The organism is Metabacillus herbersteinensis (genome assembly GCF_042433335.1).
GTDB classification, from domain to species: domain Bacteria; phylum Bacillota; class Bacilli; order Bacillales; family Bacillaceae; genus Metabacillus; species Metabacillus herbersteinensis.
On the sequence record NZ_JBHLVO010000001.1, the window covers coordinates 503294 to 517371 of the forward strand.

Sequence of the window (14078 nt, forward strand, 5' to 3'; positions counted from 1 at the left end):
TAGATAATTACCCGATAAAGCTTATTATAAACATAAAAATATGATCATATAGCTTAATTCTTCATTAAATGTCTAATTCCTTTTTATTGCAACTTTGATTTTTGTAAATCATTTCTTCTTCCAATTGTTATCGGTTACAATATGAATGTACATATACTTTTTTTATAGGAGGATTTACTTTGAAAGATCCACGTATCGAGCAGTTAGCAAAAAATCTAATTAATTACTCAATCCGCTTACAAAAAGGCGAGAAAGTGTTAATTGAGAATTTCGGTTTACAAAGAGAGCTTGTTGTCTCTCTTGTGAAGGAAGCATATGCAGTTGGCGGTTATCCTTTTGTTACGTTAAAAGATCACCAAGTTGACCGTTCCTTGCTTATGGGCGGACAAGAAGAACAGTACAATATGATCGCAGATTTCGAGGCAAATGTAATGAGCAAAATGGATGCCTATATCGGCTTGCGTTCTGGTGATAACATCAGTGAACAGGCAGACGTTCCAGACGATCAAATGAGGTTACATGGAAAAACGGTCGGACAAAAGGTGCACCGTGAAATTCGAGTTCCTAAAACGAGATGGGTTGTCCTAAGATACCCTACTGCTTCAATGGCACAGCTTGCAAAAATGAGCACAGAACAATTTGAAGACTTCTACTTCAATGTTTGTAACTTAGATTACGGAAAAATGGACAAAGCGATGGATTCATTAGTTGACTTGATGAACAAAACAGATAAAGTTCGCCTGACTGGAACTGACACTGATTTATCTTTCTCAATTAAGGATATCCCAGCTATTAAGTGTTCTGGTCAAATGAACATTCCAGATGGTGAAGTTTACACAGCACCAGTTCGTGATTCCGTAAGCGGTACAATTACATGCAACACGCCATCACCTTACAATGGCTTTACGTTCGAAAATGTGCGTTTAACATTTAAGGAAGGCAAAATTGTTGAAGCAACTGCAAATGATAGCGAACGAATCAACAAGATTTTCGATACAGATGAAGGAGCACGCTTTGTAGGAGAGTTTGCAATCGGTGTTAACCCTTACATTCTACATCCGATGCAGGATATCTTATTCGATGAAAAAATCGACGGTAGTTTCCACTTCACTCCAGGACAATGCTATGACGAAGCATCAAACGGCAACAACTCAAACATTCACTGGGACATGGTCATGATACAACGTCCTGAATATGGTGGTGGTGAGATTTATTTTGACGATGTATTAATTCGAAAAGATGGACGCTTTGTTATTCCTGAGTTAGAAGCGCTTAATCCTGAGAATTTGAAGTAGGAACAAAAGCGCAAGCGCCTTGAACAGCCTTAGGCATAGCATAAGGCGATTATAAATAGAAGGTGTTCTTTGCCTTCAATTTATAATTGACTTATGACCTCGAGGCAGTCAAAAACGCGACATCCTGTCGCATTGACTGCACTAGCACGTCCTGTACGTCGGGGCTAGACGCTGGAGCTGGATGCAGAAACGTTATCCACAGTACCAGAATTTTATAATTTCCAAAACAGTAAGAAAAGCGCAAGGCGCCTTATAAATTCTGGTATAAAAAAAGGGTGTCTCTCAAAAATTTGAGAGGCACCCTTTTTTTTATACCATAACTCTTTCATAAGCTTCTTGATATTTTTGTATATCACCAGCGCCCATGAAAACTAAAACTGCATTTTCATGTCTTTTTAAGATCGATGTATCTTCTTCAGAAATTAAGCTAGCATTGTGTATTTTATCTTTAAGATTTTCAATTGAAAGTTTACCAACATTCTCTCTGGCTGAGCCAAAAATGTCACATAAATACACATAATCTGCTCTTAGAAGGCTGTCTGCAAACTCTTCTAAAAAAGATTGAGTACGTGAAAATGTATGTGGTTGAAAAACGGCAACGATGTCACGATCAGGGTATTTTTGTCTTGCTGCATCTATTGTTGCATTGATTTCAGTTGGGTGGTGCGCATAATCGTCAATTAAAATTTGGTCGCCTACTTTTTTCTCATTGAAACGACGCTTAACCCCTTCGAATGTCATAAGACGTTGTTGAATAATTTCAACACTCACTTCTTCATAATGACATAATGCAATAACAGATAACGCATTTAAAATACTATGATCACCATAGGTATTGATTTTAAATGAAGCATAGAACGTATTTCGAACATATACATCGAATGCAGTACCATCCGTATCTTTGAGAATGTTTCGAGCTTGAAAATCATTATGATCGGCTAATCCATAATAGACAACAGGAACCTTTGCCTGAATTTGCTGTAGCTGCTCATCATCACCGCAAGCAATAATTCCCTTTTTTACTTGCAAAGCCATTTCTTGAAAAGCACTAAAAACATCTTCAATGCTTGTAAAGTAGTCAGGATGATCATAATCAATATTTGTCATAATCGCGTAATCTGGATGGTAGGACAAGAAATGTCTCCGGTACTCACACGATTCATAAATGAAATACTTGCTGTTTTCAATCCCATTCCCAGTTCCATCTCCGATGAGGTAAGAAGTTGGTTCAGCACCTTGAATAACATGTGAAAGCAAACCTGTTGTTGATGTTTTACCATGAACACCCGTAACGCCTACACTTATAAACTTCTTCATAAATTCACCTAGGAAGCGGTGGTAACGAATCACTGGTAACCCAAGCTGAATTGCCTCTTCAATTTCTATATGTGTATCGGGAAAGGCGTTCCCTGCAATAACAGTAAGCCCTTCTTTAATATTATCTTTTGTAAAAGGTAATATTGGAATTCCACGTGATTCAAGTGCTTTCTGAGTGAAAATGGTTTTTTCAATATCAGACCCTTGAACTTGATAATTCATATCATGCAAGATTTGTGCGAGGGAGCTCATTCCCGTCCCCTTAATTCCAACAAAGTGATAAACAGTCATATATAGAACCTCCAACAAACGTCTATCTGATTGACAGTATATGACGTTCATCTAGTTTTGCAACTCATTTATAGCAATTCAAAGTATGTAAAAAAACTATTTTTATAAAAAATTTCTGGTTAGAAAGCCAAACAAAAATATAGTCGGGCTTACGGGTGTTTATTATAACATATCAATAGCAGTTGACCATGAAAACTAAATTCCAAGCTACTACTTCTAACTTGTAGAAGGAAGATTGTTAAAATCATCATTCTTGATCAGTTTTCCCATTCCAAGCAAATTGTATGGCATGTTTTTTTAAAAATGTTCGCCAACTCAACTCAGTATTTTGAAAATGCTTTAGTAATGCTCCCCGTTTTTCATCATTAAATTGAAAGCCAGGGTGTAAAGAAAATAAATAATCATAGATTGGTACACATCTTAGAAAGACTAAGTCGTCCCTTTTGTAAAGTATATCTAGATTGCTTTTAATAATACTTTGTTCGTTTGTCATTAGGTGGAGTGCAACAAAGTAATCGTTATTCACTTCAATAATCTTGAAAGGCTCTAACACACTTGCCATAAGAAGAGCATGAAACACAGCCTCAAAGGGAATTGACTTTGTATCAATGTTCTTAAGGAAAACTTGGTACAGTGTGAAGCCTTGAATTGTTTTATAGTCGTATGAGAACCAGCTCAAAAATAATTGCTCTTCTAGTTTAGTTAATTCTCTAGGTATTGAACATCCGACCTTATCCCTAAAAATATGAACGGCCTTTACTTTTTCACGAATGTTTGAGTTTCTAACTAAGTGCTGTTCAAACTCCCCTATGTGTTTCATCAAAAAAGTCTGAAGCTGTATTTCCTTTTCTTTCCGATGCTGTTCCAAGTTTACAATCTTACACATGACCTTATTCCACTTTTTCTAAACGTGGATTTGGGCGGTATCGTCGACCAGCTTTTGCTTGCGGCTCACCATTTAATAAAACATTATCACCCGTAAATCCAATGGTGATGTTTAATAAACTGCCACCTACACCATAAATATCAACAGGAACTTTACTCTCTTCAAATTCCATAATACGCTTTTGAGTAAAACCACCACTTACAACAATCTTCACATGATGATAGCCTTCATCATCCAAGGCTTTTCTTAATGCAAAAATCAAATTAGCATTTACACCTCGAGGATCAAACGTGCCAAGTAGGTCCGGTTTTCGAATAAAGTACTGATCAATCATCGTCCTGGAGGTATCAACTCTTACACCTTTTAGCTGATCGCCAAATTCTCTTGCAATTCGCAGTGCATCGGTTATGCAATCGTTGTTATAGTCGACCAAAACAATTAAATCATCTTCAGGAAATTTTTTATAATAAGCTTTTGCCGCTTCAACCACATCACCACCAAACAGTTGGATGAGCGCATGAGGCATCGTGCCCATTCCTTGTTTTCCCCACCACTCATTCATTGCATGTGTAGCTTGTGCGGTAGATCCACCTATATGTGCAGCATAGCCGTCACCCGCCTGCTGTGTAAAATGGTCATCACGATCGCCCATAAAGATGACAGGTTTTTGAATACCCGAAATCCCTGCTGCTTTTACCACATTGTATACATTTGTTGAAACGGAAGTTCTCCTAGATAAAATACCATCAATCATTCCCTCAAGATAACCAAAATCTTGATAAGGACCTGCAACAGTCAGAACGGTTTCAAAAGGACTAATTTTATCTCCATCTTTTAAAGAGTAAATGTCTAAGTTTTCTGGATTATCAGCAAACGTTTTTATGAGAGCAATTACTTCATCTGTTCCGCATAGAACTCCATGCTCTTTTTGAAAAAACTGCATCAAAACATGTTGATTGGGAAGAAAGTCTTTAACGATTTCACGAGTTTTTAAAAAGTAGACGGCAGAAAACCATCCTTCTCCAACTCGTTCGTCAAACTTAAATGTGTTATTCGACAACCGTTTAATATCCCCTCGCAACTTTAATTCAATTTCTTTCATCCACATAAGCTCCCTTTTCCCTAGCTAGTGATCACATTCTATCATTATAGTACACATTCATAAAGTAGAAGAACAGAATTCATGAAGATTAATTAATTGTTTTCTTGTAGAATATTCAAATCCTCACCAGTAATTAGAATGTCTCTCGGTTTACTACCGCGATTTCCAGAGATAATTCCTTGCTCCTCCATCATGTCCATTAATCGTGCTGCACGATTGTAGCCAATTCGGAATCTTCTTTGTAACCCTGAGGCTGATGCTCCACCTTGTAAGAGCACAAATTCACATGCTTCAAAAAATAATTCATCTTCATCTGCTTGAATAGCCGCTCTTTTTATTAATTCTTCTTGTTGAAATAAGTATTCAGGTTTCATTTGCTTTTTCACATAGCTTACGACTCGTTCAATTTCGTCATCTGATACAAATGTGCCTTGAAGACGTACTGCTTTTGACGAACCATTTTCTAAAAATAGCATATCTCCCCGTCCCAAGAGCTTTTCTGCTCCACTCACATCAATAATCGTTCGAGAATCCACTTGAGATGATACGGAAAAAGCAATTCGCGTTGGAATATTTGCTTTAATTAAGCCTGTAATAACGTCCACAGACGGACGCTGAGTAGCGACAATTAAGTGAATACCACAAGCTCTTGCCTTCTGAGCGATCCGACAAATCGCTTCTTCTACATCACTAGGAGCGACCATCATTAAATCTGCTAACTCATCGATTACAATCAGTAAGTAAGGTAAATGCTCACCCGTTTTATGTTCCTTTACCATTTGATTATAACGAGTTATTTCCCGCGCCCCTGAATGTGCAAACAATTCATAACGGCGTTCCATCTCTTCAACCGCCCATTTTAGTGCAGCTGTGGCAGCCTTCACATCTGTAATCACCGGACTAACCAAATGGGGAATTTCATTATATGGCGAGAGTTCAACCATTTTAGGATCAATTAACAACAATTTAACTTCATGTGGTGCTGCCTTATACAACAAGCTAACAAGAATCGTATTAATACAAACACTTTTTCCTGATCCTGTTGCACCTGCTATTAGACCATGTGGCATTTTTTTTAAATCTGTAACCACTGGAAGACCGGAAATATCTAAACCTAATACTGCAGTCATTGGTGACGGATTATTTCTAAATTCAGGGCTACGCAAAATCTCACGTAAGAACACCATTTTACTATGCTTATTTGGCACTTCTATGCCAATTGTATTTTTCCCTGGGATTGGGGCTTCGATGCGAATGTCCTTAGCAGACAAGCTAAGTTTGATATCGTCACTTAGGTTGGTAATCTTATTAACCTTCACACCTGGCTCTGGATGCACTTCAAGCCTTGTAACTGATGGACCCTGTGTGACATTGACAACCTGTGCGCGTACATTAAAGTTCTTGAGCGTTAAATTTAATAGCTCTTTCTGGTCATTCAACCATGTTGTGTCTTCAATCACATTATTTTGTGGTACATCTAGGAATGATAGCGAAGGAAACGAATATGCACCTTCAGCTTCCCGTGCAGGCATCTTTTGCTTGTCACGATTCAACATTAAAACATTAAAAGGAATCGTTGATTTTTTCTCTGTTGAATGAGTTAATGTTAATCGGTCGTTTGCTCTGGTACTCTCTTTTTCAGGTAGAGTTTTTTCAACGATTACTTCTTTTGCCATTTCAATGTGAGGCGTTTCCTCAAAAATGATTTCTTTTTGCGTCTCAACTGGCGGCGTTTCTTCTAAAATGATTTCTCTTTGCGTCTCAACTGGCGTTTCTTCTAAAATGATTTCTCTTTGCGTCTCAACTGGCGTTTCTTCTAAAATGATTTCTCTTTGCGTCTCAACTGGCGTTTCTTCTAAAATGATTTCTCTTTGCGTCTCAACTGGCGGTGCTTCTTCTAAATTGATTTCTCTTTGCGTCTCAACTGGCGGTGTTTCTTCTAAATTGATTTCTCTTTGCGTCTCAACTGGCGGTGCTTCCTCTATTGTTAATTCAGTGTGACTCTTCAGAGGTTGGCCACTAAAAAAATGTTCGGGTTCCTGATGAATAGATTTAGAATTCTCGTGGTCCAAGGGCTCTTCCATCTCACGGTATTCAAAAATATCGACACCCTTTTGATCTTCCTCATCATGTTGAACTTCTTCAGTTAGTTGAACTGATTCAGGGTGATTCTGACGAGCTTCCTCTTGTTCAATGAAGGGTTGATTTCCTATTACAGTGTTACTTTTGTCCATTAATTTTCCCACTAAATTTAAGTGTACATAATCCTCATTGAGTTTTTCTTGCAAAGGTACTTCAGATTTAGTACTTTGATCGCTTAAAGCAGATGGATATAAGTCGCTCTCCTGCTTATAACGAGAATGAAAGCCATAAATGGGAGATGGAATTTCGGTTGGAGAAAAATGTTTTTTATCTTTTACTTCCTTAAAAGATGATTGCTCTCGCGTTCGACTTTTCAGTTCTCGATAGTTTGGTGTTTTTTTTTCTTCGTATTTTAGATTATGCTGTCTGTTTATTGTTCCTTTTTTACCGCTTTCGTCGAGAATAAGTGGAAAGCGGAAGTTACCTTTTGGATATTGATACGATACTTTTGTTTCAATTTCTTTTTTTTCACTTTCATTCATCGATTGTTCCTGTTGAATCTTTTTATATTCTTTTTCACGTGGTTTAAATTCTTCATGCAATTCTTCCTCATCAGAATCACTTACAAAATACTGAATAAATTTCGATACCCAACTCATATTTATCACTCTTTCAAAATTTCAATTATAAAAGTCTAGCTTCTCTATTGTATCAATATTTGTCTGATTTTGTAGATAAAAAAAGCCACTAGATTAATTACTAGTGACTAGGGCTTAGTAGACTCTACGTTTTATTGTGAGAATTTTTGGGTGTACGCTACCTTTATCATTGGTTGAGAGGTAGTTAAGATATTAACCTAGAAAAGGCGTTCCTGTATCACGGTCTTCATTAAGTACTAAAATTCCTTTTTCTTGAGGTGCATTTGGGATATCAAGTTCTTTTGCAGAACAAATCATCCCACTTGAAGCAACTCCTCGTAATTCGGCATCCTTAATCACTAGCCCACTTGGCATAACCGCTCCAACCTTTGCAACAACAACCTTTTGTCCTTGTTCAACATTATGCGCTCCACAAACGATTTGTAGAGTCTCTGAACCAATGTCTACTTGGCAAATATTTAGCTTGTCTGCATTGGGGTGCTTCTCTTTTGTTAGAACATGTCCAACGACAAACTTTGGTGACAAATCGACCTCCACCGTTTCTGAGAAGCCATTCTTTTGGAGAATCTGATTAATTTGCTTGATCATCTCTTCCGTTATTTCAACCACACCATTTTCAATGATAGGGGAATATGTAGAAGCTTGAAAAATATTGAAACCAGCAGTTTCTCCAGTTTGCTTATTGAAAATCCTGACAACATCTTCCTTTGTTTCAATGTCCCGATTTTCTAGAGAAATGTCCTTTAACGAAATCAGCAGAGTGTCCCCCACTCCTTCAAGGTTATAAAAAACGTTCACAAATATCTTCCTTCCAACAAATTATTTCGGTTTATTTTTACCTAGAATAAAGATTGGTTCTAGTTCCTCTTTTTCATATAAAAAAGAAAGTGCAGTAATTGGTATCGTACCACTTGCAAAAAAGCTCATCGTTAATTGCGCTAAAATGTCATAGCCCGTTTCATTCTTCACATCGACGACAATTAATACATCTTGATGAGGAACGGCAACTGCCATATTCCCCTCCATTTTTTCTTGAAAAGCTAGAAGTAAGGAGTCATTTAGGATTCTACTTGCATCATAGCCATCATTTGAGTTGAAGAAATAAAAGGTATTACCTGCTACCGAATCTTCTTTATACTTCGTCTCCAATGAGCGTAGGTTAAACATGGCGCTTTCCTTAATTCGTTCAGCTGTCCAGTTTTCCTTCTCCATCATAGTTTGATCAATTAATTTATACGTTGTTCCAAGGTCCAGCGCATAATAAATTCTTGTCTCAGCTGTGTGTGCTAAAAACAGGAGCGGAACTCCGTCACTTGTTTCTTTTGTAAAAGACGTCGAACGAATAACAGGGAAAATCGACTTCTCTTTTCCAGATAGTGTATGGGAATCGCCCATTACTGAGAGAGCCTCTTCTACATAATAGACGACTTCAATTAAAGCATCTTCTTTTCGAGTCTCCCATTTTGCAATAATTCCTGGAAGTGAAAGTGTTACACCTTTGTTTAAGCTACTATTTTCAATTCGCAACGTGTCTTTTTCACGATCAAAAGAAAACGTCCAATCTCGTTCTGCTAATTTCTCCTTAATTTTTTCAACCATTATTCTTGATGTCATTTTCATAAGATGTCCTCCCCTCTTGTTTTTTAAAGTTCCTATAGCGTGTTAACAAATTCTTGTATTTGTTCTTTCGTTTTTCGTTCTTTATTAACCAATCTCCCTATTTCTTCTCCCTTATGAAACGCAACAAAGCTTGGAATACCAAACACATTTAGCTCCACACATAAATCAATAAACTGATCACGGTCTACGTAATAAAACGTATATTGATTATTCTCCTGCTCAATCTCGGGTAGAATAGGGTCGATAACACGACAATCTGGACACCAATCTGCTGAAAACATAAAAATGACATAATCCAGATTCATTAATTCCTTGAATTCATCCATTGATTGCAGCTTTTTCATTTTTTTAACCTCCATCAATTAGTTGATCTATTAGGTTGATTATATTTATTAAAAAGTATCTAATTGGATCATACCAAACTCCGCGTTCAAAAGAAAAATAAATGCCCCCGGTTCTATCCGAGGGCAAGAGTATCTAAAATTATTGAACTGATGAAACAATTGTCATCATCATTTTTGCGCTTTCAGCTACGTTCTGACTTTTTGTTTCGGTCGTCATCTTCGTACCACCGATCCCAATCGTCACTTCATACGTATTTTTTTCGATTTCATTCACAAAAACATAACCGAATCGATTTTTATCTTCAATTGTTTCTTGGATGACTGGATTCTTATATTGGCTAGCTAGAGTTTGATAAGAGACTTGGCTATTATTTTCCTCATTTTCATTCGAGAATAAAATAAACCGTTGTCCATCTTCTTCAAGAAGAATGTTCGAGTTTTTTGTCTTCTTTATCTCAAATCCCTCTGGTAGGAAATAGGAAAAAGGGCCACCATCTTCATTTGGTTTTTGAGGCTCGGCTTTAAACCCTTGCTGAACATTCTCGGTAGTTGTTGTTTTAAGTTCCTCATCCGATACCGCACAGCCTACTAATAAAAGAATGAATAATAATGGTATAAATGCAAATTGCTTCATTACTAATACTCCTCCTTACTAGGAAAATAGAACCTAATTACTATAATAACCCTATTTTTTTAGTATTGACAAGAGTATCATGTTTTAAGTAGTATTTTTTCGGGTATAAACTAGGTTAGTTAGATGAAAAGTAAAAAATTGGAGGAACTGAAATTGGAATTTGTCGTTTATTTAGCTGGAGAAATACATAGTCATTGGCGTGATGAAATTAAGGAAAGAGCCTCTGAACATCGTCTTCCAATTACTTTCGTTGGTCCAATGGAAAATCACAGTCGATCAGATGAAATTGGAGAGGAAATCATTGGAGAGCAGCATAATTCAATTTTTAAAGATGAAGCAGCTTCTAAAATTAATAACTTCCGTACAAGTGTCCTAATGAATAAGTCCGACATCGTGATTGCGCTTTTCGGTGAAAAATATAAACAGTGGAACACAGCGATGGATGCTAGTTCTGCAATTGCCCTAAACAAACCACTCATCTTAATTCGTCCTGAGCATCTCCACCATCCGTTGAAAGAGCTTTCCAATAAAGCAAATGTTACGGTTGAGAGCGTAGAACAAGCTATGAAAGTGCTTCGTTATATTTTTGATCAGGAGTAGGGCACAAGGTGCGCTTACTCTTTTTTGATTTTACAGTTTTGAGCATGATTCGGAGATGATTTCAAGAGAATTTTGGATAATTGTGCACGGGAATCTCGATATTTGCACGAGAACCAAAGGTAAAGTGAACCTATTTGTTCGTTCAATTCTCATTACCTGATTGCGTACTAAACAAATATTGCCCAAGCAATAGCTTTGAGAGATGTGTGAACATTTCCGTTCGATTCACATATCCGCTTGTAAAAATTCCGATTGCTCCTTCATTTTGTCGGACATTATGCTGATTCGTATACTCGTCCATAACATCTCCAAGCTCTTTACCATTAAATACTTGCTCTCCCAATTCAGTTGGAAGAAGAATTCTTGATCCTCCGGCTACAATTGGTTCGTTGTTTCCATCAATTATCGCTCCCCAATTGCATAAGAAGTAGCCCATTTTTGTTTTAACTACTCCTCCCTCCAGCCCAATACCAATTGTTACATCACATTCTAAACGTGCAGCATTAGCTCGATTGATCGCTCCTGATATTGTTTCTTCATCAGAAAGTGGTTGCTCAGCAACACCAGAAGCAACTGAAACAGCTTGAAATTCAGCCGAGATAAGGCTTGCAAATGCCTCCTTAACGGCATTTACCTTTGTTGGGTTTGTGGTACCGATCGCAATCTTCAAAATAATTCCTCCTGAAAAATAGAAGGAAGAAACCAATAAGTGATTTCTCCCTTCCTGTATATTATGAATTTTCTTTAATTGTATTTACCGTAGTTTGATCACATGATGTTACTAACTTCACAAGAAGCTCTTTTGCAGCTGCATAATCATCAACATGGATAATTGAGCCATGCGTGTGAATGTAGCGGGAGCAAATTCCTACCACTGCAGATGGAACGCCTTCATTTGTTATATGAACTCGACCAGCATCTGTTCCTCCTTGTGACACGAAATATTGATAGGGAATTTTATTTGTTTCTGCCATATCTAATACATATTCACGTAAGCCACGGTGGGTAACCATTGATTTATCAAGAATACGAAGAAGAGTACCCTTACCAAGCTGCCCGAATTCTTTTTTGTCTCCACTCATGTCATTAGCTGGACTAGCATCTAAAGCAAAAAACAAGTCTGGTTTAATCATGTTTGCTGCAGTTTGAGCTCCCCGTAAGCCAACTTCTTCTTGAACCGTTGCACCAGAATACAAGGTATTAGGCAACGTTGTATCTTTTATTTCTTTTAAAAGTTCAATTGCAAGGCCACATCCATAACGGTTATCCCATGCTTTTGCGAGAATTTTTTTCGGATTTGCCATAGGAGTGAAAGGACAAATAGGAACTACTTGTTGACCAGGCTTAATTCCAATATCCTTCGCATCCGCGCGGCTATCAGCACCAATATCAATTAGCATGTTTTTCATTTCCATAGGACGTTTACGTTGATCTTCACTTAATAAGTGAGGTGGAATTGATCCGATTACCCCAATTACTGGACCGTTGTCGGTAATAATTTCAACACGTTGAGCAAGCAATACTTGACTCCACCAGCCACCAAGAGGTTGAAAACGGAGCATTCCATTATCCGTAATCGCCGTCACCATAAAGCCCACTTCATCCATATGTCCAGCAACCATGATAGTAGGACCGTTTTGCTCTCCTCGTTTTACTCCAAAGATACCACCTAAACGATCTTGGACAATTTCTTCGGTGTATTTTTCAATTTCCGATCTCATGAATGACCTAACAGCATGCTCGTTACCTGGCGCACCGGGCAGTTCAGTTAATGTTTTAAATAACTCTAATGTTTCGTGATTCATATTTTAAAACCCCTTTGCTATTTTCTAACGCGAGAGAACCTCTTACTATGTATGAAACCTATTTTACATGTATTTTGCAAGCCTTTCCAGAATTACCATTCAACTTAACAAGTCACCATTCTTTTTGTATACTTTAAAGTAGAACGTAACCGAAGGGGATAGGTGAGAAATTATGAGGTGGAATCAATTTTTCCTTGGCATTGGAATTGGGGCAGCACTTACGTATTTAGCAAGTAGTCAATTAAAACCAGCAACGATTTCTTCTGATAAAGCTCTACATATTGTTAAAAAGGCATTTAAACAACGTGGCAAAATTGATGGATCATGGATTTATACAGTGCCTGAGGAATATAAAAAAAATGATCTTACCTATCAAATATACAAAACTGGGATCACTCGAACAGCTGATGGAGAAGTTGAACAATACGAAACAATCGTTGATGCAACTACAGGCACGATATTAGAAGTGAACAGGGTCTAGATATGATTAGTTGGGCACTCGCTCTCCAAAGTTGGTCGAACCAGCTCAATAGTCGGCGGCCCACACGCAAATTAAAGGGTTAAACAAAAACTAACAGGGTCTAATTTCAGACCCTGTTTCTTTCAACCTTCTTAACAATTTCACCTTCACTATTCCACTTGATCGCTCGGTAATACGCATCATGGTAAAAAGTTAACCATGCATTTTGTTTTTGCGCGTATGGTAGCCACTTTTGCTTTTGTTCAATTGAGGTCATTGGGTAATCATCATAAGCTAATACCCAAAGAACATGCTTGTGCGCATGGGTTGGCATTAAATCTGCCATGTGTACAATTGATTCATCTGAATCCTTTATCACAACAACACTATGTCCATCACTATGTCCGCCGCTATGAAACATCGTAATGCCCTCAACTACTTCGATTTGATCTTGAAACGTGACGATTTGATTTTGAATGGACTCCCAATTTTCTAGCCAATATGTATTTTTCGAGCGAATATTCGGTAGTTGCATTTCTTCCCATTCTATTTTTGAGGTAAAAATTTTCGCTTGTTTAAATGCTGAAACAAGTTCATCATCTTCCCACATTGTTAATCCACTTGCATGATCAAAATGCAGATGAGTCATGATAACAATATTAATATCATCACGTGTTAATCCTAGTGATTTTAACGAAGTATCGACGCTCGACTCTTCAGTGACACCAAAATTTCTTAATTGTTTTTCATTCATTTTTCCAGAACCAACGCCTGTATCAATTAAAAGGTTTACTCCGTTTTTTTGCACTAATATTGGGTCTGTTCTTAATTCAATTAGATTTTTTTCATTTACAGGATACTTTTTTAGACCAAAGTGCTTTTGGCACTACACCAAACATCGCACCACCGTCTAAATGTGTGTCTCCTCCATTTAACCATGTTAACTTTGTTTGACCTATTTGAAGCGTTTCCATTTTATCCCC

13 protein-coding genes and 1 pseudogene are annotated in these 14078 nt (G+C 37.4%); 3 read left to right on the forward strand and 11 right to left on the reverse strand.

Annotated features, from left to right (window positions below):
• Positions 1-179 precede the first annotated feature (179 nt).
• The gene (locus ACFFIX_RS02520) at positions 180-1295 is read left to right on the forward strand and encodes an aminopeptidase (RefSeq protein ID WP_378930156.1); all 1116 of its coding nucleotides are present in this window, start codon (positions 180-182) and stop codon (positions 1293-1295) included.
• A 309-nt stretch (positions 1296-1604) separates the two neighbouring features.
• Here ACFFIX_RS02520 and murC read toward each other — a convergent pair whose 3' ends face one another.
• The 8 genes from murC to ACFFIX_RS02560 all read right to left on the reverse strand — a co-directional run bounded on the left by murC (position 1605) and on the right by ACFFIX_RS02560 (position 10230).
• On the reverse strand, positions 1605-2903 hold the full coding sequence (gene murC, locus ACFFIX_RS02525) for a UDP-N-acetylmuramate--L-alanine ligase (RefSeq protein WP_378930158.1): 1299 nt from the start codon (positions 2901-2903) through the stop codon (positions 1605-1607).
• 247 nt (positions 2904-3150) lie between these two features.
• Entirely contained in the window at positions 3151-3723 is a 573-nt protein-coding gene (locus tag ACFFIX_RS02530; RefSeq protein ID WP_378930160.1) for a hypothetical protein, read from the reverse strand.
• Positions 3724-3793: 70 nt separating this feature from the next.
• A complete protein-coding gene (locus ACFFIX_RS02535) occupies positions 3794-4891 on the reverse strand; it encodes a nicotinate phosphoribosyltransferase (protein WP_378930161.1) in 1098 nt (365 codons plus the stop codon).
• Between the two features lie 92 nt (positions 4892-4983).
• Positions 4984-7632, reverse strand: coding sequence for a DNA translocase FtsK (locus ACFFIX_RS02540; RefSeq protein ID WP_378930163.1), 2649 nt, complete (start codon positions 7630-7632; stop codon positions 4984-4986).
• 192 nt (positions 7633-7824) lie between these two features.
• Positions 7825-8430, reverse strand: a complete 606-nt coding sequence (gene ytpR, locus ACFFIX_RS02545) for a YtpR family tRNA-binding protein (RefSeq protein ID WP_378930165.1) — start codon at positions 8428-8430, stop codon at positions 7825-7827.
• A gap of 21 nt (positions 8431-8451) precedes the next feature.
• Entirely contained in the window at positions 8452-9252 is an 801-nt protein-coding gene (locus tag ACFFIX_RS02550) for a DUF1444 domain-containing protein (protein ID WP_378930167.1), read from the reverse strand.
• Positions 9253-9284: 32 nt separating this feature from the next.
• Positions 9285-9596 carry a thioredoxin family protein gene (locus ACFFIX_RS02555; RefSeq protein WP_378930169.1) on the reverse strand — a complete coding sequence of 104 codons (312 nt, stop codon included), beginning with the start codon at positions 9594-9596 and terminating at the stop codon, positions 9285-9287.
• A 139-nt stretch (positions 9597-9735) separates the two neighbouring features.
• Positions 9736-10230, reverse strand: coding sequence for a hypothetical protein (locus ACFFIX_RS02560; RefSeq protein WP_378930171.1), 495 nt, complete (start codon positions 10228-10230; stop codon positions 9736-9738).
• Positions 10231-10383: 153 nt separating this feature from the next.
• On the opposite strand from ACFFIX_RS02560, the gene ACFFIX_RS02565 reads away from it, so the two are divergent.
• Positions 10384-10830: a YtoQ family protein gene (locus tag ACFFIX_RS02565; RefSeq protein ID WP_378930173.1), complete on the forward strand. Its 447-nt coding sequence runs from the start codon at positions 10384-10386 to the stop codon at positions 10828-10830.
• A gap of 142 nt (positions 10831-10972) precedes the next feature.
• On the opposite strand, the gene ACFFIX_RS02570 is transcribed toward ACFFIX_RS02565, so the two are convergent.
• Positions 10973-11500: a DUF84 family protein gene (locus ACFFIX_RS02570; protein WP_378930175.1), complete on the reverse strand. Its 528-nt coding sequence runs from the start codon at positions 11498-11500 to the stop codon at positions 10973-10975.
• A gap of 61 nt (positions 11501-11561) precedes the next feature.
• Positions 11562-12635 carry a M42 family metallopeptidase gene (locus ACFFIX_RS02575; RefSeq protein ID WP_378930177.1) on the reverse strand — a complete coding sequence of 358 codons (1074 nt, stop codon included), beginning with the start codon at positions 12633-12635 and terminating at the stop codon, positions 11562-11564.
• A 172-nt stretch (positions 12636-12807) separates the two neighbouring features.
• On the opposite strand from ACFFIX_RS02575, the gene ACFFIX_RS02580 reads away from it, so the two are divergent.
• Positions 12808-13116 (forward strand): PepSY domain-containing protein, encoded by a 309-nt coding sequence (locus tag ACFFIX_RS02580; RefSeq protein ID WP_378930179.1) that lies wholly within the window; start codon positions 12808-12810, stop codon positions 13114-13116.
• 106 nt (positions 13117-13222) lie between these two features.
• On the opposite strand, the pseudogene ACFFIX_RS02585 reads toward ACFFIX_RS02580, so the two are convergent.
• A pseudogene (locus ACFFIX_RS02585) lies at positions 13223-14069 on the reverse strand (YtnP family quorum-quenching lactonase).
• Positions 14070-14078 lie beyond the last annotated feature (9 nt).